Below are 19577 nucleotides of genomic sequence, written 5' to 3' on the forward strand. Positions count from 1 at the left end.
GCCTGCCCGCGGCGAGCGCTTCACCGACGCAGCCTGGCCGTCCGCTGCCGGTATGTATTTCGCTGACAGGATCCATGTGAACCACTCCCCCTTCGGGCTCTACAGCCCTGCCCTCGACCACAGTGACTGCGGAGTCGGCTTCCTCACCCGTCTCGACGGGACGCCGAGCCACGACGTCATCCTCAAGGGCGACGAAGCTCTCCGCACCATCCCGCACCGCGGCGGCAAGTCCGCCGAGGGCGTCGGCGACGGCGCGGGCGTGAGCGTCGATCTGTCGGTGGAGTTCTTCGACGCCATCACCGGCGAGAAGCTGCGCGCCGGACACTTCGGTGTCGCGAACTGCTTCGTGCCGGACGACGGCCGCCGCGACGGCGCGGTGGACCTCGTCGGCCGGAGCATCGCCGAGCAGGGGTTCGAGATCCTGCTGGTCCGTGACGTCCCGGTGGACCACAGCGTCGCCTGCCCCGAGGCCGAGCGGTACCAGCTGCCCATCGTGCAGTGGGTCTTCCGCGCGCCCGAGAGCTGGGAGCGCGGTGACGTCGACGCGGCCGCCAACCGCGCGCTGCTCGCCGTCGAGGCCGCCGCCTACGCCGAGGACGCGTACGCCGGGCTGTACCCGCTCTCCCTGAGCGCGCGGACGCAGGTGCTCAAGGGACGGCTCAACTCCGGCGAGGTCATCGGCTACTTCCGTGACCTCTGCGACCCGGGGCACTCCGTCCGGTCGCTGTACTTCCACACCCGGTTCTCCACGAACACCGAGCCGCACCCGACCATGGCGCAGCCGTTCCGCCTCATGGCGCACAACGGCGAGCTGAACACCGACCGCAAGAACCGCCTCTCCGACGAGGCCCTCGCCCGCGCACGCACCCGCAGCATCGTGCGTCCGCCGGGGCAGTCGGACTCCAGCCGGCTCGACCAGACCCTCCAGAGCCGGGTGTTCGACGACGGTCTCGACATCGTCGAGGCGGTCGTGTCGCTCATGCCGCCCGCGTGGGAGAACGACCGCACACTGCCCGACTCCGTGCGGGACATGCTGGAGTACTTCTCGCTGTACGAGGAGAAGAACGACGGCCCGGCGGCCGTGATCTTCAGCGACGGGGACGTCATCGGCGCACGGCTCGACCGGCTCGGGCTGCGCCCGCTGCGCACCGTCGAGACCGCCGAGTACCTCATGGTGGCGTCGGAGGCCGGCCAGGTCGCCTTCCCCGACGACGAGGTCGTGCGGCGGGGCCGCATCGAGGCCGGCGGCATGCTCGTCGTCGACCACCGCACCGGCAGCCGGATGCGCACCCGCGAGGTGCTCGACGCCCTCGCCGCGCGCCGCCCGTACTCCGAGCTGCTCAGCGCGGCACGGGTGAACCTGGACGATCTGCCCGCGCCGGACTACCAGCGCGGCACGACGACGCTCGGGTACGACGGCGATCTGACTCCGGCCGGCCGGTACGTGGCGTACTCGCTGAACCAGGAGAGCTTCCGCTTCATGCTCGACCCGATGCTCGCCAACGGGTCGGAGCGGATCTCCGCGATGGGGTACGGCAATGCCATCAACGCGCTCAGCGACACCGAGGGCGGCATGGCGAAGTACTTCTCGCAGCGCTTCGCCCAGGTGACGAACCCGCCGCTGGACAGCATCCGTGAGGCCGACGGCATGAGCATGCGGGTCGCCCTCGGCCCGAAGCCCGACGGCACCGGGAGCACCGGCGGCCGGCAGCTCGTGCTCTCCTCGCCCGTGCTCGGACACCTCGACATGGTCCGGCTGCGCGACCAGCGGATCGTGCCGCTGAAGCGGTTCGCCATGCTCTACACCCCGGTGACCGGCGACGAGAGCGCGAACGCCGACGCGCTCCGGTCCGCGCTCGAACTGCTCTGCGACGACGTCGAGCGGTTCGCCGCCGAGGGGGGCGGCATCGCGCTCCTCACCGACCGGGAGGTCTCCTCGGCGCGCGCGCCGCTGCCGGTGATCCTCGCCGTCGCGGCGGTGAACCAGCGCCTCATCGAGACCGGGCTGCGCCTGCGCGTCTCGATCGTGGCGGAGAGCGGCCAGCTGGCCTCCTCGCACCATGTGGCGACCGCGCTCGGTTTCGGCGCGTCGGCGGTCTACAGCCTCAGCGCGCGGCTGCGCGCCGAGGAGAAGCACCCGAGCGCGCCCGCGCCCGCGGGCGAGATCACCGAGACCGACCGGGCGCTGGCGAGGTTCCGCAAGGCGGCCGAGAAGTCGCTCGCCAAGACCATGGGCCGTGTCGGGCTGTGCACCGCCGAGAGCTACATCGGCGGCGAGTTCTTCGAGCCGAACTACCTCGACACCCGCGACGACGTGTTCGCGCGGATCTTCCCGCACATGGACGCCCCGGTCGGCGGTGTCGGCTTCGCCCGGATCGCGCAGACCACCACGGAGTGGCACGAGCGGGCCCGTACGGTGGAGACCGAGCAGCAGATCCCGCTGCTCGGCCTCTTCAAGGAGCGGTCGGACGGCGCGGGGCACTCGTTCGGCGTCACGGCCGTGCGCGGCTTCGGCGGCATGACCGAGGAGCGGCCGGAGTTCGGCCGGCCGGACGACTCGGAGGCGCTCCGTCTCCTCACGCTCGGCCAGCTCGACGACGCGTTCGGCATCACCGACGCCGCGTACCGCAACACCGGGTACGACGCGCTCAGCGACGCCGAGATCGACGCGTTCCGGATCACCCCCGGGTACCGCGCCTTCCTGCGGACCACCCGCGAGGAGCGGTCGCGCCGCCCTGCCGCGCTCCGCGATGTGCTCGCGCTGCCCGCCGATGTCGCGGGGCTGCGCACCCCGGAGGACTTCGCCCGCGAACTCGGCCGGTTCTGTCCCGAGGGCAACGCGAGCATCACCGTTCGCGGTGTGGTCACGACCGTCTCCGGGACGGACGCCGACACGGGCGCGGTGACGGCCCGGCTGAGCCTCGTCTCCCCCGGCCCGGGCGGCGCGGAGCGGCACGCCGCGCTCGCCGAGGGGCTCGCGCTCGCCCACCCGGGCCAGGTCCGGACGGTGGGGGCGGACGCCGAGGGCGTCGTCGTCACCGCCTCCGGCGACGCGGCCCGGCTGCTCGCGCTGCTGACGGGCGCGCCCGAGAGCGTGCCGCTCGACGAGGTGCAGCCCGCGCACGAGATCACCCGCGCGCTCGCCTCCGGCGCGATGAGCCACGGCGCGCTCGTGGCGACCGCCCACGAGGCCGTCGCGCACGGGACGAACATGGTCGGCGGCATGTCGAACAGCGGCGAGGGCGGCGAGCACCACTCCCGCTACGGCACCATCCGCGGCTCCCGGATCAAGCAGTTCGCGTCCGGCCGGTTCGGGATCTGGGCGGGGTATCTCGCCGACCCGATGCTGGAGGAGCTGGAGATCAAGATCGGCCAGGGCGCGAAGCCCGGCGAGGGCGGCCAGCTGCCCGCTCCGAAGGTCACCGTCGACATCGCGGCGGCGCGCGGCGGCACCCCGGGCATCGAGCTGATCTCCCCACCGCCGCACCACGACACGTACTCGATCGAGGACCTCGCGCAGCTCATCCACGACTGCAAGGCCGCGCGGGTGCGGGTCATCGTGAAGCTCGTGTCCTCCGAGGGCATCGGCACCATCGCGGTCGGCGTCGCCAAGGCCGGCGCGGACGTGATCAACGTCGCCGGGAACACCGGCGGCACCGGCGCGGCGGCCGTCACCAGCCTCAAGTACGCCGGCCGGTCGGCGGAGATCGGCGTCGCCGAGGTGCACCAGGCGCTCGTCGCCAACGGGCTCCGGCAGAAGGTCACCCTGCGCTGCTCCGGCGCGCACCAGACCGGCGGCGACGTCGTCACCTCGGCGCTGCTCGGGGGCGACAGCTTCGAGTTCGGCACGACCGCGCTCATGATGCTCGGCTGTGTCATGGCGAAGAACTGCAATGTGAAGTGCCCCGCCGGACTCACCACGAACGCCGAGGCCTTCGAGGGCGACCCGCGCGCGCTGGCGCAGTACCTGCTCAATATCGCGCACGACGTCCGGCAGATCCTCGGCCGTCTCGGGCTGCGCTCCCTGCGCGACGCCCGGGGGCGCACCGATCTGCTCCAGCTGCTCGACCACCCGGCGAGCGTGGGACGCCTCGACGTCCGCCGGCTGCTCACGCGCGTGCCCGAGAAGATCGTCGAGAACCCGGAGTACCTGGAGAAGGACTTCACCACCGACGACGCCCTCATCGAGCGCGTCCGCGCGGCGCTCGTCGACCGGCGGGAGCCCGGCGCGCTCATCGAGGGCATCCGCCTCGGCAACAGCGACAAGTCGGTCGGCGGGCAGCTCGGCATCGATGTCGAGCGGCTCCTCAACCACGAGCTGAGCGCCGCCGACCTCGCCGGCGCGCCCGCGATCACGACCGACGACCGGGGCCGCCGCCGGCTCGCCGACGGCGCCGTCCGCATCCGCACCACCGGGTCGGCCGGTCAGTCGTACGGCGTGTTCTGCAACGACGGCATCACGCTGGAGCACACCGGCACCGCGAACGACGGTGTCGGCAAGAGCCAGAGCGGCGGGCGGATCATCGTCCGCGCCCCGGGCGGCGGCAGCGCCGAACGCGGCGGCAATGTGCTCATCGGGAACTTCGCGCTGTTCGGCGCGACCGGCGGCCGGACCTTCGTCGAGGGCGAGGCGGGCGACCGGTTCGCCGTGCGGAACTCCGGCTCGACCGCGGTCGTGGAGGGCCTCGGCGACTTCGGCTGCGAGTACATGACCGGCGGCACCGTGCTCAACCTGGGCGGCTTCGGCAAGGGCCTCGGCAATGGCATGAGCGGCGGGTTCCTGTACCAGTACGACCCGACGGGCGAGGTCCGCGACCGGGTGAGCGCCGACTCGCTCCTCGTGTTCCCGGTGACCGACACCGAGCACGGGGCCTTCCACGAGGAGGCCGTCCGGCTGCTCCTGGAGTGGCACCTGGCCGCCACCGGCTCGCGGCTCGCGGCCCGGCTGCTGGAGGACTGGGCGAGTGAGCGGCAGCACGTGTACTGCGGGATGCCCCGCTCGCTGCTGCTGTACCAGGACGCCTCCGAGATCCTCGCCGCGGCGACCCGCTCCGAGCTGCTCGACGAGCTGGCGACCTCGACCGCGACGGACAAGCTCCGCGCCTTCAAGGTCGACTACCGCGACCGCCGCACCGTGCTCGGCGGCCGTGCCCCGGCCCTCGGCGACCAGGGCGGCGACGGCATGTTCTCGCTGCTCTCCTCGTACACGGTGCTCGGCGTCGCACAGGACCTGGCCCTCAAGCGGGTGCCCGGGGCCACCGGCCTGGACGACCCCCGGGTCGCCGACGCGGTCCGCAACCTGGTGCTCACCGAGGACTTCCTCGTCAAGCAGCGCGTCGTGAAGTATCTGCGCGGAGCGCTGGAGCGGTTCGACGACGACGAGCTGGCCACGCTCATCGCGATCAAGCGTCTCGACGACTACAAGCACGCGCTGAGGCAGCGGAACAATCTGAGCGTGGACGCTCCCGGCACCTACGGCTGGATCGTCCACCAGAACACGAAGAACGCGGGCCGCGTCCGAGCCGCCCGATTCGACGAACTGCTCGCGACCGCGGCCTTCGAGGACATCGCGCGCCGCGCCCCGCAGGCCCCGACCGAGGCGGTGACCGCGTGACTCTCATGCCCCCTACTGGATCCCTCATCCTGGCCGACGCGCCGTTCTCCGCCGAGCAGGAGTCCTGGCTGGCCGGGTTCATCGCGGGCGTCGCGGCAGCCGGACGCCGGGAGACCGCCGCGTCCGACGCCCCCTCGGCCACGGTCGACGTGCTGTTCGGCACCCAGACCGGCAACGCGGAGTTCCTGGCCGGCGAACTCGTCGCCGGGGCCCGTGCCCGCGGCCTCGGCGGTGCCGCGACCGCGCTCGACGACGTCACCCCCGAGCGGCTCGCCGCCATGTCCCACCTGATCGTCGTCGTCTCGACCTACGGCGAGGGCGAGATGCCCGACAACGCCGGGCTGTTCTGGGAGGCGCTCCAGGCCGAGAGCGCGCCCCGGCTGGAGGGTCTGCGCTACGCGGTCCTCGGGCTCGGCGACCGGGGGTACGACGACTTCTGCCAGGCCGCGAAGTTGCTGGACACCCGGCTGGAGCAGCTCGGGGCGACCCGGCTGCACGACCGGGTCGACTGCGACGTCGAGTTCGAGGAGCCCGCCGCGGCGTGGACGGCCTCGGTCCTGGACCGTCTCGCCGACGAGACCGGAGCCACCGGCACCGCCGGCGCGACGGCCGCCTCGGCGAGCGCCGCGCCCCCGGCCGGACGGACCAAGTCCCCCTGGAACCGGCGCAACCCGTACCGCTCCCGGCTCGCGGTGAACAGGCTGCTGTCCTCGCCGGACAGCGCGAAGGAGATCCGCCACTACGAGTTCGACCTCGGCGAGAGCGGCATCACCTACACGGCGGGCGACGCGCTCGCCGTCGTACCGGTGAACGACGACGCGCTCGTCGTCGACTTCCTCAAGCAGTTCGGCGCGAGCGGCGACGAGGACGTCGACGGGCGGCGGCTCGCGGAGGTGCTGAGCACCGGGCGCGAGATCCGCATCCCGTCGAAGGAGCTGGTCGCCGACCTGGTCGAGCGCGCCCCGTCGAGCGAGCTGGCCTCGGTCGTCGCGCACGGCGACCGGTCCGACCTCGACTCCTGGCTCTGGGACCGGGATGTGCTCGACCTGATCCGTGACGCCGGGTCCGCCGCGCCGGGCCTGGACGAGCTGCTGCCGTTCCTCCGTCCCCTCCAGGCACGGCAGTACTCGATCTCGTCGAGCCCGCTCGCGCACCCGGACCGCATCCATCTCACCGTCGCGTCCGTCCGGTACGCCAACGCGCACCGCCGGTACGAGGGCGTCGCGTCGACCTATCTCGCGGACCGGATCGGCGAGGGCGCGTCCGACGGCACCGCGGGCGTCTACCTCCAGCCGAACGCCTCCTTCGGCGTCCCGGCGGACGACGACGCCCCGATGATCATGATCGGTCCCGGCACCGGCATCGCGCCCTTCCGGGGCTTCCTCCACGAGCGCGCCGCGCGGGGGGCCGCCGGGCGGAACTGGCTGTTCTTCGGCGACCAGCACCGCCGTACCGACTTCGTGTACGAGGACGAGCTGATCCAGCTGGGGGAACAGGGCGTTCTCACCCGGCTCGACCTCGCGTTCTCGCGCGACCAGGCCGAGAAGGTCTATGTGCAGACGCGGATGCGCGAGCAGTCGCAGGAGCTGTACGGATGGCTGGAGGACGGCGCTCATGTGTACGTCTGCGGCGACGCCTCCCGGATGGCGAAGGACGTCGAGGCGGCCCTGCTGGGCGTCATCGCCGAGCAGCGCGGAAACGGGGAGGACGACGCCTCGCAGTACCTCGCCGATCTGCGCCGGGCGAAGCGCTATGTGCGGGATGTGTACTGACGGATGGCGGACCACCGGCCCGGGCCGCCGCACTCCGACGGCCTGTGCGTGTTCGGGGAGCACTGCGACAGACGGAGCAGCACCCGGCGTCCGATCGACGCCCGGATGCCGGAGCTGGGCCGCTGTCTGACGCTCTTCCAGTACGTCCAGGCGGTCACCGGCGGTCCGGTCGCGCGGATCGACCAGGCCGGCAGCTACGCGGTCCCGAGCCTGCGCGGGGAGGCGTTCTCCGTCCTGCCGGGCTCGATCACGCTGCGCGTCGACGGGGACGCGGTCGTCTCGGCCTCGGTCGTACGGGACGAGCGCACCGGCTCGGTCGCCCTCCATCTGTTCGACGCCGCCGGCCGGACCGCCCACCAGGGGCGGCTGCTCTCCGAGGGCGACCGGCTGCCGGCCGGCCTCACCGGCCCGGCCGGCGTCGGCGCGCCGGCCGCCGCGCCGCCCGCGGCCCCCGCCCGGCCGCCGGCCTGGGAGAGGGGCGACCAGCTCGCGCAGCTCGACGCGATCCTCGTCGACGGGGGCCTCGCCCGGCGCGAGGCCTTCGACCGGTATCCCGGTGAGCACCGGGAGATCGACGTCGCCGTCCTGCCCTCGGTTCTGGAGTACGTCTGCTCCGCCGGGCTGCCGATCGGCGTCGCGGTGTTCGGCCCGGCGGCCATGCAGGCGTGCGCCGGCCGGGTGCACGTCACCGACCAGACCGTCCGCGGTCAGGTGTTCGCGGCGGTCGCGGAGAGTTCGGTGGTGATCGACCTCCCCGCCGTCCGCGCGTGCCACCTGGTCCGCTCCACGGCCGCGCACGGCCCGACCTCGGCGATCGAGCTGGACGACGAGCACGGGCGGTGCGTCGCGGTCATCACCCAGTTCGGAATCGTCGGGGAGCAGGTCCACACGGCCTGGGAGCACCTCGCGGCGTCGCTGCCCGACGTCTGAGAGCCTCCTCGGCTCTCCCCCGGCTCTCCGTCTTCCGGCGGTTCGTGCTCCGCCGGTACCGGAGCTGTACGGCCGGGCCAGGCCCGGGTATCCGCCGGAGCTGTTCGAGGACCTCGCCAGCCCGGCCGTCGTCGGCCGGGTGCAGGAGTGCTGTGAACGCTTCGACCCGGCCACCCCTCCGGGGCCGCGCCCACCCGCCCGGTACCTGGAGGTACTGCGGACCTTTTCCGGCCATCGGGCGCTGCCGCCGAAGGCGCGGCAAGGACTCCTCGACTGCATCGCCACGCTGATCGGCAGGCGGTACGGAGGCCGGGTCACCAAGCGGTACCTCACGGAACTGCGCGTGTCGCGAACGGTCCCGGGCCCTCGGTGGACGCCGACGGCCGACGGCCGCCACGGCGGTTCACCGGAGCCGGACGGCGGCCCGGGGATAGCGTTCCTCGTGACAGGTCCGCGCTCCGGGAGGCACACCATGCCGTCTGACCCTGATTTCCGGGTACGCCGGGTCTACGATCCTCCCGAGCCCGCCGACGGCCTGCGGGTCCTGGTGGACCGGCTGTGGCCGCGCGGGGTGTCCAAGGAGCGGGCCTCGGTGGACGAATGGCTCAAGGAGGTGACGCCCTCGGGCGGGCTGCGCACCGCCTACCACTCCGGACGGCTCGACTTCGCCGCCTTCCGGGCCCGCTACGAGGAGGAACTGGCCGGGCCCGACGGCACGGCGGCGGTCGGCCGTCTGCTCGAGCTGGCCCGCGACTCCACCGTCACCCTGGTCACCGCCGTCAAGGACCCGGAGCACAGTCACGTACCCGTCCTCCTCGACCGTCTCCGGCGGCGCCGGAACGAGTGACCGCCGGGCCTCGCCGGGCGGTTCACAGGCGCACGGGGAGGGCTTTCAGATGCCAGTTGACGGGGTTGGTGCCGCGGCGCAGATCCTTTGGATCGGTGGCGAGCCGGAGGTCCGGCACCCGGTCGAACAGCGCGGTCAGGGCGGCGGCGGCCTCCTCCTGGGCGAGGTGCGCGCCCAGACAGCGGTGGGCACCGTGCCCGAATCCGAGGTGGGGTTCCCGGCCGCGGCGGGTGCGGCCGAGGTCGAGACGGTCGGGGTCGGTGAAGGCGGCCGGGTCGCGATTGGCCGCGGACACGATCGGAAGGACGGCGTCCCCGGCCTGTACCGGGGTGCTGCCGACGGTGGTGTCGCAGGTGGCGTAGCGCGGGAGGGCGCGCACCACGGGGCCGCAGTAGCGCATGAGTTCATCGACGGCGTACGGCATGAGGGTGGGGTCCTCGCGCAGCAGAGCGAGCTGGTCGGGGTGGGTGAGGAGGGCCTCGGTGCTGTTGGCGATGAGGTTGACGGTGGTGATGTGCCCGGCGACGACCAGGTTGGTGATGAGCGCGACGAGCTCGTCGGTGCTCAGTCGATCGCGGTGGCGGGGCGACAGCAGTTCGGAGATGAGGTCGCCGCCGGGGTGGGCGGCGTGGTGGTCGATGAGTGTGCGGGCGTCTTCGACCATGCCGGCGAGGGCCTCGCCCAGCTCCTCGCCGCACACACCGGCGCTCAGTGTGGCGCTCCGTGCCCGCCAGCGGTCCCGGTCCGCCTCGGGGACGGCGATGAGTTCGCAGATGACGGTGATGGGCAGCGGCCGGGCGAAGTGCTCGACCAGGTCGACGACGCCGTTCTCGGCGTGGTCCGGCAGACGGTCCAGCAACTGGGCGGCGATGGCGTCGATCCTGGGGCGGAGCGCGGCCACCCGGCGCGGGGAGAACGCGGCGGTGACCAGGCCGCGCAGACGGCGGTGGTCGGTTCCGTCCGCGTCGAAGATCCCGGCGCGCAGATATTTCTCGTGTCCCGCGTACATGCCGCGGGCCTGCCAGGTCTGTTCGGTGCGATGCGCCACCGACGCGCCGGGGACGGCCGTCGCGTCGATGGTGAAGCGGGGATCGCTCATGATCGTACGGATGTCGTCGTGGCGTGTGGCCACCCACATGAGGTCGACGCCTCTTACGCGCCCCCGCACCATCCGCCCGCGTTCACGGACGGGTGCGTACGCGGTGAATGGATCACGGACCAGCTCCTGGTCGGCCAGGTCCAGTGGTTCGCCGTCGGTTTCGGTGGTGTCCTGGTCCCGTTCAGTCATCTTGGGCTCCAGACGGGGGTTGTTCCGTGACCGCATCATCCGGCCATGAGGGCACCGCACAAGCCCTGAGGAGGCCGATTCGCCCGAACGAAGGTATCGCCGCAGGTGCAGCGCCCTCAGGGGCACCATCAGCGCCACCTCCACCAGGTGCCCGGCGGAGCGGTACCGGCCGGTTCAGGGCACGGCGAGGAGGTCCCGGACGGCCGACTCCAGAACGGCGCGGGCGCAGCGCCGGGTCCATGAACTGCGCCTGGCTCATGCCGCCGTGGCGCGGGAGCATCAGCCGGTCGGCGGCGGCGTTCAGGAAGGGGCAGCCCCGGAAGCCCGGCCAGCTCAGCTGGTCGCCGACGCCGCCCGGGCCGTTGAAGAAGGCCTCGATCGCGGCGTGCGCGGACAGTTTCGCCCGAGCGCCCTCTGTCCACTTCAGGGGCCAACGAGGTAGACAGACCTGTCTTTCCACCAACTTCGTCCATGGAGGACCCCATGCCCGGCACACCGCGCGACGAGACCGCCGCCTCCGCCACCCCCACCGCCCCGCCCTCGGTCCTCCTCGTCCACGGGGCCTTCGCGGACGGCTCCACCTGGCGGGAGGTCGCCGAGCTGCTGGAGGGCGAGGGCCACCCGGTGACCGTCGCCGAGCTGGAGCTGCGCGGGCTGAGCGGCGACGCGGCACGGGTGCGCGCCCTGCTCGACCGGCAGGACGGCGCGACCGTCCTCGTCGGCCACTCCTACGGCGGCGCGGTGATCGGCCAGGCCGCCGCCGGGCACCCGAAGGCCGCGGCCCTCGTCCATGTCGCCGCCTTCGCCCCGGCCGGGGGCGAGACCGTCGGCGGGCTCGACGCCTCCTTCGGCGACGGCGAGTCCACCCTCGCCATCACCGACGCCCGACCGCTGCCCGCCGACCCGGACGTACCCGACGAGTACAACGTCGAACTGACCATCAAGAAGGACGCCTTCCGGCGGCGCTTCGCCGCCGACCTCACCGAGGCCCGCGCCGCCGCCATGAACGAGGCCCAGCGCCCGACGGCCGCCGCCGTCTTCGGCGAGCCGGCCGCCGCGCCCGCCTGGGAGACCCTGCCCAGCTGGTACGTGGTCGCGGACGCCGACCTGATGATCCCCGTCGCGGGACAGCGGCGGATGGCCGAGCGGATGGGCGCGACCGTCGTGGAGGTGACCGGTGCCAGCCACGCCGTCACCGTCTCCCGCCCGGCCGAGGTGACCCGCGTCATCACCGCCGCCGTCCGCGCCGTCACCGGCTGAACCCGGCGCGCCTCCCCCGTCCTCGGCCCCGCCCTCAGCCCCGCCGTGCGCGCCCGCCGAGCGCGGGGTAGTCGGTGTAGCCGTGGGCCCCACCGCCGTAGAAGCCCGTCGGCCGCGCCTCGTTGAGGGGCGCGCCGATGCGGCAGCGGGTGACGAGGTCGGGGTTGGCGAGGAAGTCCCGACCGAAGGAGACGAGGTCCGCGCCGCGTTCGAGGGAGTGGGCGGCGGCCTGCGGCTTGTCGCGGTCGGCCGGGAGGGGGGTGACCATCAGGGCTGTGGGCCAGAGTTCCCGTACCGCCGTGTCCAGTGGCGTGCCCGTCTCGCCGTGGTGCAGATAGGCGATGCCGAGGGGCGCGAGCGTGCGGACGAGGGCGGTGTAGGTCGTGTGGGGGTCGGTCTCGGCGAGGTCGCCGAAGGGGGTGGACGGGGAGATGCGCACTCCGACCCGGTGGGGGCCGATGGTGTCCGCGACGGCCTTGGCGATCGCGACGGTGAGGCGGACGCGGCCCTCGGTGTCGCCGCCCCAGCGGTCGGTGCGGAGGTTGGCGTTCTCCGCGAGGAACTGGTGGAGCAGATAGCCGTTGGCGGCGTGGATCTCCACCCCGTCGAGGCCCGCGGCCACCGCCCGGCAGGCGGAGTGGACGAAGGCGTCGATCAGTTCCTGGATCGCGGTGTCGGTGAGGGCCGTCGGGGTGACGGCGGGCACCCGGCCGGCGGAGGTGTGGACGAGGGTGCCGGCGGCCACCGCCGAGGGGGCCACCGGCGGCGACCCGCCGGGCAGGAAGTCGGGGTGGGCCAGCCGGCCCGCGTGCATGAGCTGGAGGAAGAGATGCCCGCCGGCCGCGTGCACCCCGTCGGCGACCCGTGCCCAGCCGTCCTGGTGGGCGTCGGTGAACAGACCCGGCGCGCCGGGGCCGATGGCTCCGGCGGGGACCGGGTGGGTGCCCTCGGCCACGATCAGCCCCGCCGAAGCGCGCTGGGCGTAGTAGTCGGCCATCAGCGGCCCCGGGGTGCCGTCGGCGTCCGCGCGGGCGCGGCTCATCGGTGCCATGACCATACGGTTGGGCAGGGCGAGGTCACCGAGCCGGGCGGGCCGGAAGAGGGCGGCGGGCGCGTTCACGGCGGACTCCTTTCGCGGGGGTGCCGGGGTCAGTGGTTCCAGGTCTTGGCGAGCAGTTCGTACGAGCGCAGCCGGGCGTCGAAGTCCCAGGCCTCGCTGACGATCATCAGCTCGTCGGCCCGGGTCCGGTCGACGAGGTCCGCCAGGCCCCGGCGGACGGTCTCCGGGGTGCCGGTGAAGGACTCGGCGAGCATGGCGTTCACCATCCGCGCCTCCTGCGGGGTCCAGACGGCGTCGATGTCGTCGACCGGCGGCAGGAACTCCATACCGCCCCGGAAGTGGGTGAGGAACTTCTGCCGCATGGTGCTGAAGATCCGTACGGCTTCCTCGTCGGTGTCGGCGACGACCGCGTTGGCCGCGACGACGGCGTACGGCTTCGCCAGCGTCGCCGACGGGCGGAACGCGTTCCGGTACAGCTCCAGCGCGGTGCCGAGCTGGTCGGGAGAGAAGTGGGAGGCGAAGACGAACGGCAGCCCCTCGCGGGCGGCGAGGGCCGCGCCGAAGGTGCTGGAGCCGAGGATGTAGACGGGCAGGTCGACGCCCTCGCCGGGGATCGCGCGGACCTTGCGCTCGGCGCTGCCGGGCGCGAGGTAGCCGCGGAGTTCGGCGACCTGCTCGGGGAAGTCGGCGCCGCTCTGGTGCTCGCGCCGCAGGGCACGGGTGGTCCAGGGGTCGGTGCCGGGGGCGCGGCCGAGGCCGAGGTCGATCCGGCCCGGGTGGTAGGTGGCGAGGGTGCCGAACTGCTCGGCGACCACGTACGGGGCGTGGTTGGGGAGCATGACGCCGCCCGCTCCGACTCTGATCCGCTCGGTGGCGGCGGCGACCCGGCCGATGATGATCGAGGTCGCGGAGCTGGCCATGGCCGGGGTGTTGTGGTGCTCGGAGATCCAGAAGCGGCGGTAGCCGTACGCCTCGGTGGCGCGGGCCAGCGCGACGGTGTTCTCCAGCGCCTCGGCGGCGGGGCGGCCCGTGCGGATCGGGGAGAGGTCGAGGACGGAGAGCGGGATGTCGGAGTAGCGGGTCATGACGGTTCTTTCACGGTGGGCGGGGGCCGGGGGCGGTCCCCGCGCGGGGGTGGTGGGTGGGGTCGGGGCCCGGTTCCGGTTCCGGTGATGGAACGGTGGCGGAAACGGGCCGTGATCGGCACGGCGGGCGGGGCGTCAGGACAGGTCCAGGACGGCCTTTCCGGCGAGCCGGCTCGTCCGTACGGCGTCGAGCGTCCCGGCGGCGTCGTTCCAGTCGCCGCGCCACACGGTGTGCGTGCGCAGCCTCCCGGCGGCGACCTCGGCGGCGAGCCAGGTCAGATCCGTGTCGATGCCGCCGCCCGCCATCTCGAAGAAGGTGACGATCGAGCGGTTCTGGCGCGTGGGGCCGGCGAGCAGCCCGCCCGGCGCGAAGGTGGTGGCACCGCCGGAGGCGGCACCGGTCAGCACGAGCGTGCCTCCCTCGCCGAGCGCGTCGAAGTACGGGGCGAGATCGGGGCCGCCGACCTGGTCGAGCACGCCGTCGACGGGCGCGGTGATCCCGTCGGGGCCGGTGACGACCTCGTCCGCGCCGAGGGCGCGCAGCTCGCCGGCGGTCTCCGGCTTCCGGGCGACGGCGATCACATACGCACCGCCCCGGGCCGCGAGCTGGACGGCGAACCGGCCGACCGCGCCCGAGGCGCCGTTGACCAGGACCCGCCGGCCCAGGATCGGGCCCAGTGCGCGCAGGGCGCGCAGCGCGGTCCCGCCGGAGACGGGCAGGGTGCTCATCTCTCCGAGGTCGGCCCCCTGGGGGACGGTGCCGATCAGCGCGGTGTCGACGGCGCGCAGCTCCGCCCAGCCCTCGCTGAGGCCGAGTGTGGTCACGGGGGTGCCGGCCGCCGGGCCCGAGCCGTCGGCGGCGGCCCGCTCGACGACACCGGCCGCGTCCCAGCCGATCACCGAGCCGTCGGGCGCGCCCGGAAGGATGTAGCGGAACTCGGCCGGGTTGGGCGAGATCGCCGTGACGCGGACGAGCGCCTGGTGGGGCGCGGGGACGGGGTCGGGCGCTTCGGCGAGGCGCAGCCGCCCCGGTGCGGAGCGGTCGGCGATCAGGGCACGCATGGGGTTCCTCCGGTCGGTCTCCGCGGCGGACGGGCCGCCGCGGGAGAAAATGTCACTCAGTGGCACTTGCTTATAGTGGGCAAACGCTGCTTGGTGGCTCAGGTATTCCAGGGGCCGATTCCGCCTACACTCGCCGGTATGACGACTGGGACGGCGACGGCACCGGGGCCGGAGGGGAAAGAGCTGCCGCTGCGCGAGCGCAAGCGGCTGCGCACCCGGCGGGCCCTGGTCGAGGCCGCGCTCGCCCGGTATGCCAGGGACGGCTTCGAGCGGACGACGCTCGACGACCTCACCGACGATGTCGAGATCTCGAAGCGGACCTTCTTCCGCTACTTCGCGTCCAAGGAGGATGTGGCGCTCGCGCCGGAGAAGGAGTTCTGGGCCGCCTTCCTCGACGTGCTCCGGGTGGCCGAGCTGTCCGGGCCGGTCCTCGGCGTGCTGCACCGGGCGCTGATCACCTCTCTGGAGCGGATGGGAGAGGAGTGGGAGCGGCGGTTCGCGGAGAGCCGGCGGCTCGTGGAGCGGATCCCGGCGCTCTCGGCGCACAGCCTCCAGCACTGCGCCGAGACCTCCGAAGCCGTCCTGGCGCTGCTCTCCGAACGGCTGGGGCCCCGGGGACCGCTGATCGCGGACGACGGCGGTCCGGACGGGCCGGGGATGGACGGGCTGCGGCTGCGGATCGCGCTGGAGATCACCGTGGCCGCCTTCCGGTGCGCGCTGCACGCCTGGTCCGCCGGGCCCGCGAACGCGGGCCGGCCGGAGCTGATCGCCCTGACCGACCGCGCGTTCGCCGCCGTACCGGGAAGCCTGGACCTGACGGCCGGGCCCGCCGGCGACGGCTGAAGGGCCGACAAAGAACTGAAGGACCGGTCCGCGAGCGGTACGGTTCACGGACGCCCGGCCGGAACAGTGAGAGTGTTCCGGCCGGGCGCCCGTTCGCCGTCGGATCCGCTCGGATCCGCTCAGCTCAGCTCAGCTCGGATCCGCTCAGATCTGCGGCTTCGGGTGCGGCGGGGACACGTCGAAGGACGAGTGCGCCCCGCCCAGCGCCCGGGACTCCGGCAGCCAGGACGAGATGATCAGGCTGGTCCGGTCCATCAGCCGCTCGGCACCGAGCCGCCCGGGCAGGAAGCGGCCGAAGGGCTCGACCTTCTCCAGGCGCTCCAGGCCCTTGGAGATGGCGACGGACTGGTCGGCGTCGCCGGTCTTCTCGGCGACGGTCAGGATGCCGATCTGCTTCTCCTCGGGCTGGAACATCAGCCAGATGCTGGACTGGCCCTGCTTCTCGGCCTCGTCACGGATGGCCGGCCACACCTCGGCCAGCAGCTGCTCGACGTCCTCGTTGAGGTAGGAGTAGCGCTCGAACCGGTTGATGTGGTGCGAGGTGGCCATCGGCTTGAAGTCGTGGGCGCCGGTGACCTTCCAGTAGTGCTTGTCCACACCGGGGAAGCGCGACCAGAACTTCACGCCGGGCTCCGGGAAGAGCTCCTCGTTGGTGAAGTGGTTGTAGTCGAGGACGTTCTCCCAGGTGTCGAAGAGGTAGCGACCGCCGATGTACTTGACGCCGGTGGCCGGGTCGAAGCGCAGCGGGGTGTACTTGTGGCGCATGCCCGGGCGGATGTCCATGTTGGGGCGCTCGCGCTCCAGCATGTCGACGAGGTCCTGGGTGGAGTAGCGGTCATCCAGGGGGAAGTCGGAGGTGAAGGCCGCCTCCGCCTTGATCGGGCCGGTCTCGTAGCCGCGGACGTCCATGGTTGTTTCCTCTCTCACTGCGTGCTGCCACTCCCCGGATCGGGCGATCCCGCTCGGGGCGGGCCCTGCCGTGACTCCGGCGGGGCGGGGGAGGTCTGATCGGGCGCGGCCCCGTCCTGGGCCCGCGCCGAGACCTGTGGCACTGGGCCCAGAGGTGCCCCGCGCCACACGATCCGGACAACCGGACCGCTCGGTCATGTTCTGAACCGTAGCACAACATGACCGCGCGGTCCGATTAGGTAGGATGGGACCCATGATGAGAGCTGACGCCGTGCGCAACCGCCGCCTGCTGATGGACGCCGCCGCGGCGGAGTTCGCCGAGAACGGCATGGATGTGTCGATCACCCGTATCGCCACCCGGGCCGGAATCGGCAAGGGGACGGTCTTCCGGCACTTCGACACCAAGGAACAACTGCTCGCCGAGATCTTCAGCGACCGTCTGGAGGAACTGGTCACGGCCGGTCTCCGGCTCGCCGAGTCCGACGACCCGGCCGGCGCGCTCTTCGAGTTCATGACGATCGGCACCGAGATCCAGGCCCGCGACCGCTCCTTCTGCCAGGCCGCCGCCGCCCTCTCCCGCAGCGAATCGGCCGTCCACACCTCCCGCGAACGCCTCGCGGACGTGGCCGAGACCCTCGTCGCCAGGGCGCAGCGGGCCGGGGCGATCCGTGACGACATCACGGGCCTCGACATCGTGCTCCTGCTGAGCGCCGCCTCCCAGGCCGTCCTCAGCATCAGCGAGGACGCCCCCGGCCTCTGGCAGCGCTATCTGGCCCTGGTCTTCGACGGCCTGCGCACCGGGAACGCGCACCCGCTCCCCGTCCCCGCCCCCACCCGGGCACAGTTCACGGGATAACGGCACCGCGATCCCGCCCCCCGGCCGCCCCGGACGCGGCCCGGCCGCGCGGGGTCAAGGCCGCGGGGCCCGGCCCCGGCGTGGAACGATGCGCTGGATCAATGCGCATGAGACGCATGGGACTTGTGTGACGAAAGGGGATTCCATGACGGAGAACGGCGAGAGCAGCGAGAGCAGCAAGGGCAACAAGAGCGGCGACGGCATACGGAGCGGGGAGGCGGCCGGGGACACCGGCGGGGGAAGAGGGGGCGGATTGTCGCGGTTCGGGAGCCTGCCGGTCGCGGGGGCCGTGCTCACGGGCATCGTCGCCGCCTACATGGCCCTGGTCGCGTTCGGGAACATCACCGACTTCGGGACGAACCGCGAGTTCGTCCGCCATGTCCTGGCCATGGACACCACCTTCCGGGACGAGGACGTGATGTGGCGGGCGATCGAGTCGCGCGCCCTGGCCGACGTGGCGTACGTGGGCATCATCGTCTGGGAGACGCTGGCCGCCGCCGTCCTGCTGGGCGCGGTGTGGCTGTGGGTGCGCGGACTGAGACGCGGGACCCGCGGGGACATCGGCCCGGCGCGCCGGACGACCACCCTGGGGCTGCTCATGGTGCTGCTGCTCTTCGGGCTCGGCTTCATCGTGATCGGCGGCGAGTGGTTCCAGATGTGGCAGTCGTCCGACTGGAACGGCCTGGAGCCCGCGGGACGCAATGTGATGCTGGCGGCGTTCGTCCTCGTACTGATCCATCTGCCCGGCGCGCGCGGGAACGGGGAGGGCGAGCGGACGCCGTAGGAGAGCCTCCGCCAGTCGCCCGGCCGGGGAGCGGGGCGCTCTCCGGCACCCCGCTCCCCGGGGCGCGGGCTCAGGTGGAGGGGTGGGGGGCCGGGGCGTCCTGCGTACGGTGGGATTCGTCCCGCGTACGGGGGAGGGCGGGGGCGGTGAGCCAGCCCCGCTGCGAGGCCAGTGCCCCGGCCTGGAAGCGGCTCCGCGCTCCGAGCGTGTCCATGATCCCGGCCACGATCCGGCGGGTGGTGCGGCTGGAGACTCCGAGCCGCTTCGCGATGGTCTCGTCGGTGTGCCCGTGCTCCAGGAGCCGAAGCGTCTCGCGCTCCTGAGAGGTGAGTCCCCGCTCGTCGCGCGTTCTCGCCGCGCCGAGCGGGTCCGCCTGGTCCCAGGCCAGGTCGAACAGGGCGCACAGGGCGATGAGGGCCCCGTTCCCCGTGAGCAGGACGGCGCTGTGCCCGCTGTTCTCGCCGTGCACCGGCAGGACGACGACCCGCCGGTCGATGACGGTCATGCGGACCGGGACGTCGGGGGTGGTGCGCACCTCACCGCCCATGGACGCGAGCCAGTTCGCGTAGTCCGTCCCGGCCGGGTTGTTGCGCAGGGACTCGGGGTACAGGGTGCGCATCCGCACGCCGCGGGCCAGCAGCTTCGAGTCCAGCGGCTTGGCCGATTCGATGTTCTTCGCGTCGGGCGCGTCCGGGACGAACGCCATGACCTCATGCTCGATGTGGCGGCTCAGCTCGGCCAGCCGGTCGCGTATCCGGTCCACCCCGACGACCGTCTCCACACCGGGAGAGTCCGTCAGGGGCTGACGGCCGACCCAGTCCGCGATGAGCTGGGCGGCGGCGGCGCGGGACGCCTCCAGCTTCTGCTGCCGCGCGAGCAACTCCGCCTGCTGGCGGGCGAGCAGCGTCTCCATCGCCAGTTCCGGGCTGACCGGATGGAGCCGGGCCCGCTCCGTGGCGGAGGGGCGCAGCAGAGACAGCTCGCTGAGCCGGTCGAGCGCCGCCCGGACATCCGCCTCGGGCAGTGAGAGAGAGACCGCCAGTTCCGCGACTCCCCAGTCGGCATGCTGAAGCAGCGTCCGATAGACATGTTCCGTTCGGGTGTCGATTCCCAGCGCGTCAAGCATGCGTGTACCCCCCACATAGATACGTGAACGAATCATCACACGGTGTCCACCCCTCTTTCGCTTCGGTGGCGCGAGTGGGTTCTGATGTGTCCGGTTGTGGCCTTGGCCGGTTGGGGACACCCCGGACCGGAGGCATGGGCG

At 72.8% G+C, this 19577-nt stretch carries 13 protein-coding genes and 1 pseudogene; 8 read left to right on the forward strand and 6 right to left on the reverse strand.

Translation table 11 applies throughout. The annotated features are described in order from the left end of the window. The first annotated feature begins 52 nt into the window (after window positions 1-52). The 4 genes from ABD371_RS16670 (at window position 53) to ABD371_RS16685 (ending at window position 9163) form a co-directional block, all read left to right on the forward strand. The gene (locus ABD371_RS16670; protein ID WP_344477579.1) at window positions 53-5614 is read left to right on the forward strand and encodes a glutamate synthase-related protein; all 5562 of its coding nucleotides are present in this window, start codon (window positions 53-55) and stop codon (window positions 5612-5614) included. 5 nt (window positions 5615-5619) lie between these two features. Beyond that, on the forward strand, window positions 5620-7386 hold the full coding sequence (locus ABD371_RS16675; RefSeq protein WP_344477839.1) for a sulfite reductase subunit alpha: 1767 nt from the start codon (window positions 5620-5622) through the stop codon (window positions 7384-7386). Between the two features lie 3 nt (window positions 7387-7389). Continuing rightward, window positions 7390-8316, forward strand: a complete 927-nt coding sequence (locus ABD371_RS16680) for a hypothetical protein (protein ID WP_344477581.1) — start codon at window positions 7390-7392, stop codon at window positions 8314-8316. Between the two features lie 472 nt (window positions 8317-8788). After that, on the forward strand, window positions 8789-9163 hold the full coding sequence (locus ABD371_RS16685) for a DUF488 domain-containing protein (protein ID WP_344477583.1): 375 nt from the start codon (window positions 8789-8791) through the stop codon (window positions 9161-9163). A 22-nt stretch (window positions 9164-9185) separates the two neighbouring features. On the opposite strand, the gene ABD371_RS16690 is transcribed toward ABD371_RS16685, so the two are convergent. Then, on the reverse strand, window positions 9186-10451 hold the full coding sequence (locus ABD371_RS16690; RefSeq protein ID WP_344477585.1) for a cytochrome P450 family protein: 1266 nt from the start codon (window positions 10449-10451) through the stop codon (window positions 9186-9188). 483 nt (window positions 10452-10934) lie between these two features. On the opposite strand from ABD371_RS16690, the gene ABD371_RS16695 reads away from it, so the two are divergent. Then, complete coding sequence (locus ABD371_RS16695) at window positions 10935-11711, forward strand: alpha/beta fold hydrolase (protein WP_344477587.1); 777 nt, start codon at window positions 10935-10937, stop codon at window positions 11709-11711. A 34-nt stretch (window positions 11712-11745) separates the two neighbouring features. Here ABD371_RS16695 and ABD371_RS16700 read toward each other — a convergent pair whose 3' ends face one another. The 3 genes from ABD371_RS16700 to ABD371_RS16710 all read right to left on the reverse strand — a co-directional run bounded on the left by ABD371_RS16700 (window position 11746) and on the right by ABD371_RS16710 (window position 14918). After that, window positions 11746-12831 carry an alkene reductase gene (locus ABD371_RS16700; RefSeq protein WP_344477589.1) on the reverse strand — a complete coding sequence of 362 codons (1086 nt, stop codon included), beginning with the start codon at window positions 12829-12831 and terminating at the stop codon, window positions 11746-11748. Between the two features lie 29 nt (window positions 12832-12860). Further along, the gene (locus ABD371_RS16705) at window positions 12861-13856 is read right to left on the reverse strand and encodes an LLM class flavin-dependent oxidoreductase (protein ID WP_344477591.1); all 996 of its coding nucleotides are present in this window, start codon (window positions 13854-13856) and stop codon (window positions 12861-12863) included. Window positions 13857-13991: 135 nt separating this feature from the next. Further along, window positions 13992-14918, reverse strand: coding sequence for a zinc-binding dehydrogenase (locus ABD371_RS16710; protein ID WP_344477593.1), 927 nt, complete (start codon window positions 14916-14918; stop codon window positions 13992-13994). Window positions 14919-15056: 138 nt separating this feature from the next. Here ABD371_RS16710 and ABD371_RS16715 point away from each other — a divergent pair, with 138 nt between their 5' ends. Next, window positions 15057-15761, forward strand: coding sequence for a TetR family transcriptional regulator (locus ABD371_RS16715; RefSeq protein ID WP_344477596.1), 705 nt, complete (start codon window positions 15057-15059; stop codon window positions 15759-15761). 144 nt (window positions 15762-15905) lie between these two features. On the opposite strand, the gene ABD371_RS16720 is transcribed toward ABD371_RS16715, so the two are convergent. Beyond that, the gene (locus ABD371_RS16720) at window positions 15906-16670 is read right to left on the reverse strand and encodes a hypothetical protein (protein WP_344477598.1); all 765 of its coding nucleotides are present in this window, start codon (window positions 16668-16670) and stop codon (window positions 15906-15908) included. A 328-nt stretch (window positions 16671-16998) separates the two neighbouring features. On the opposite strand from ABD371_RS16720, the pseudogene ABD371_RS16725 reads away from it, so the two are divergent. Both ABD371_RS16725 and ABD371_RS16730 read left to right on the forward strand, forming a co-directional pair. Then, window positions 16999-17406 (forward strand): annotated as a pseudogene (locus tag ABD371_RS16725) (TetR/AcrR family transcriptional regulator); the annotation flags it as partial. 265 nt (window positions 17407-17671) lie between these two features. Then, entirely contained in the window at window positions 17672-18310 is a 639-nt protein-coding gene (locus ABD371_RS16730) for a DUF2165 domain-containing protein (protein ID WP_344477602.1), read from the forward strand. Window positions 18311-18380: 70 nt separating this feature from the next. Here ABD371_RS16730 and ABD371_RS16735 read toward each other — a convergent pair whose 3' ends face one another. Further along, complete coding sequence (locus ABD371_RS16735; protein WP_344477604.1) at window positions 18381-19436, reverse strand: LuxR C-terminal-related transcriptional regulator; 1056 nt, start codon at window positions 19434-19436, stop codon at window positions 18381-18383. Window positions 19437-19577 lie beyond the last annotated feature (141 nt).

The sequence above is a fragment of the Streptomyces amakusaensis genome (genome assembly GCF_039532665.1).
GTDB classification, from domain to species: domain Bacteria; phylum Actinomycetota; class Actinomycetes; order Streptomycetales; family Streptomycetaceae; genus Streptomyces; species Streptomyces amakusaensis.

Bases quoted from the DNA above. Each gene is read 5' to 3' on its own strand.
- ABD371_RS16735 (WP_344477604.1), bottom strand. From the start codon at position 19,436: ATGCTTGACGCGCTGGGAATCGACACCCGAACGGAACATGTCTATCGG.
- ABD371_RS16710 (WP_344477593.1), bottom strand. From the start codon at position 14,918: ATGCGTGCCCTGATCGCCGACCGCTCCGCACCGGGGCGGCTGCGCCTC.
- ABD371_RS16680 (WP_344477581.1), top strand. From the start codon at position 7,390: ATGGCGGACCACCGGCCCGGGCCGCCGCACTCCGACGGCCTGTGCGTG.
- ABD371_RS16730 (WP_344477602.1), top strand. From the start codon at position 17,672: ATGACGGAGAACGGCGAGAGCAGCGAGAGCAGCAAGGGCAACAAGAGC.
- ABD371_RS16675 (WP_344477839.1), top strand. From the start codon at position 5,620: ATGCCCCCTACTGGATCCCTCATCCTGGCCGACGCGCCGTTCTCCGCC.
- ABD371_RS16705 (WP_344477591.1), bottom strand. From the start codon at position 13,856: ATGACCCGCTACTCCGACATCCCGCTCTCCGTCCTCGACCTCTCCCCG.
- ABD371_RS16715 (WP_344477596.1), top strand. From the start codon at position 15,057: ATGACGACTGGGACGGCGACGGCACCGGGGCCGGAGGGGAAAGAGCTG.
- ABD371_RS16670 (WP_344477579.1), top strand. From the start codon at position 53: ATGTATTTCGCTGACAGGATCCATGTGAACCACTCCCCCTTCGGGCTC.
- ABD371_RS16695 (WP_344477587.1), top strand. From the start codon at position 10,935: ATGCCCGGCACACCGCGCGACGAGACCGCCGCCTCCGCCACCCCCACC.
- ABD371_RS16720 (WP_344477598.1), bottom strand. From the start codon at position 16,670: ATGGACGTCCGCGGCTACGAGACCGGCCCGATCAAGGCGGAGGCGGCC.
- ABD371_RS16685 (WP_344477583.1), top strand. From the start codon at position 8,789: ATGCCGTCTGACCCTGATTTCCGGGTACGCCGGGTCTACGATCCTCCC.
- ABD371_RS16690 (WP_344477585.1), bottom strand. From the start codon at position 10,451: ATGACTGAACGGGACCAGGACACCACCGAAACCGACGGCGAACCACTG.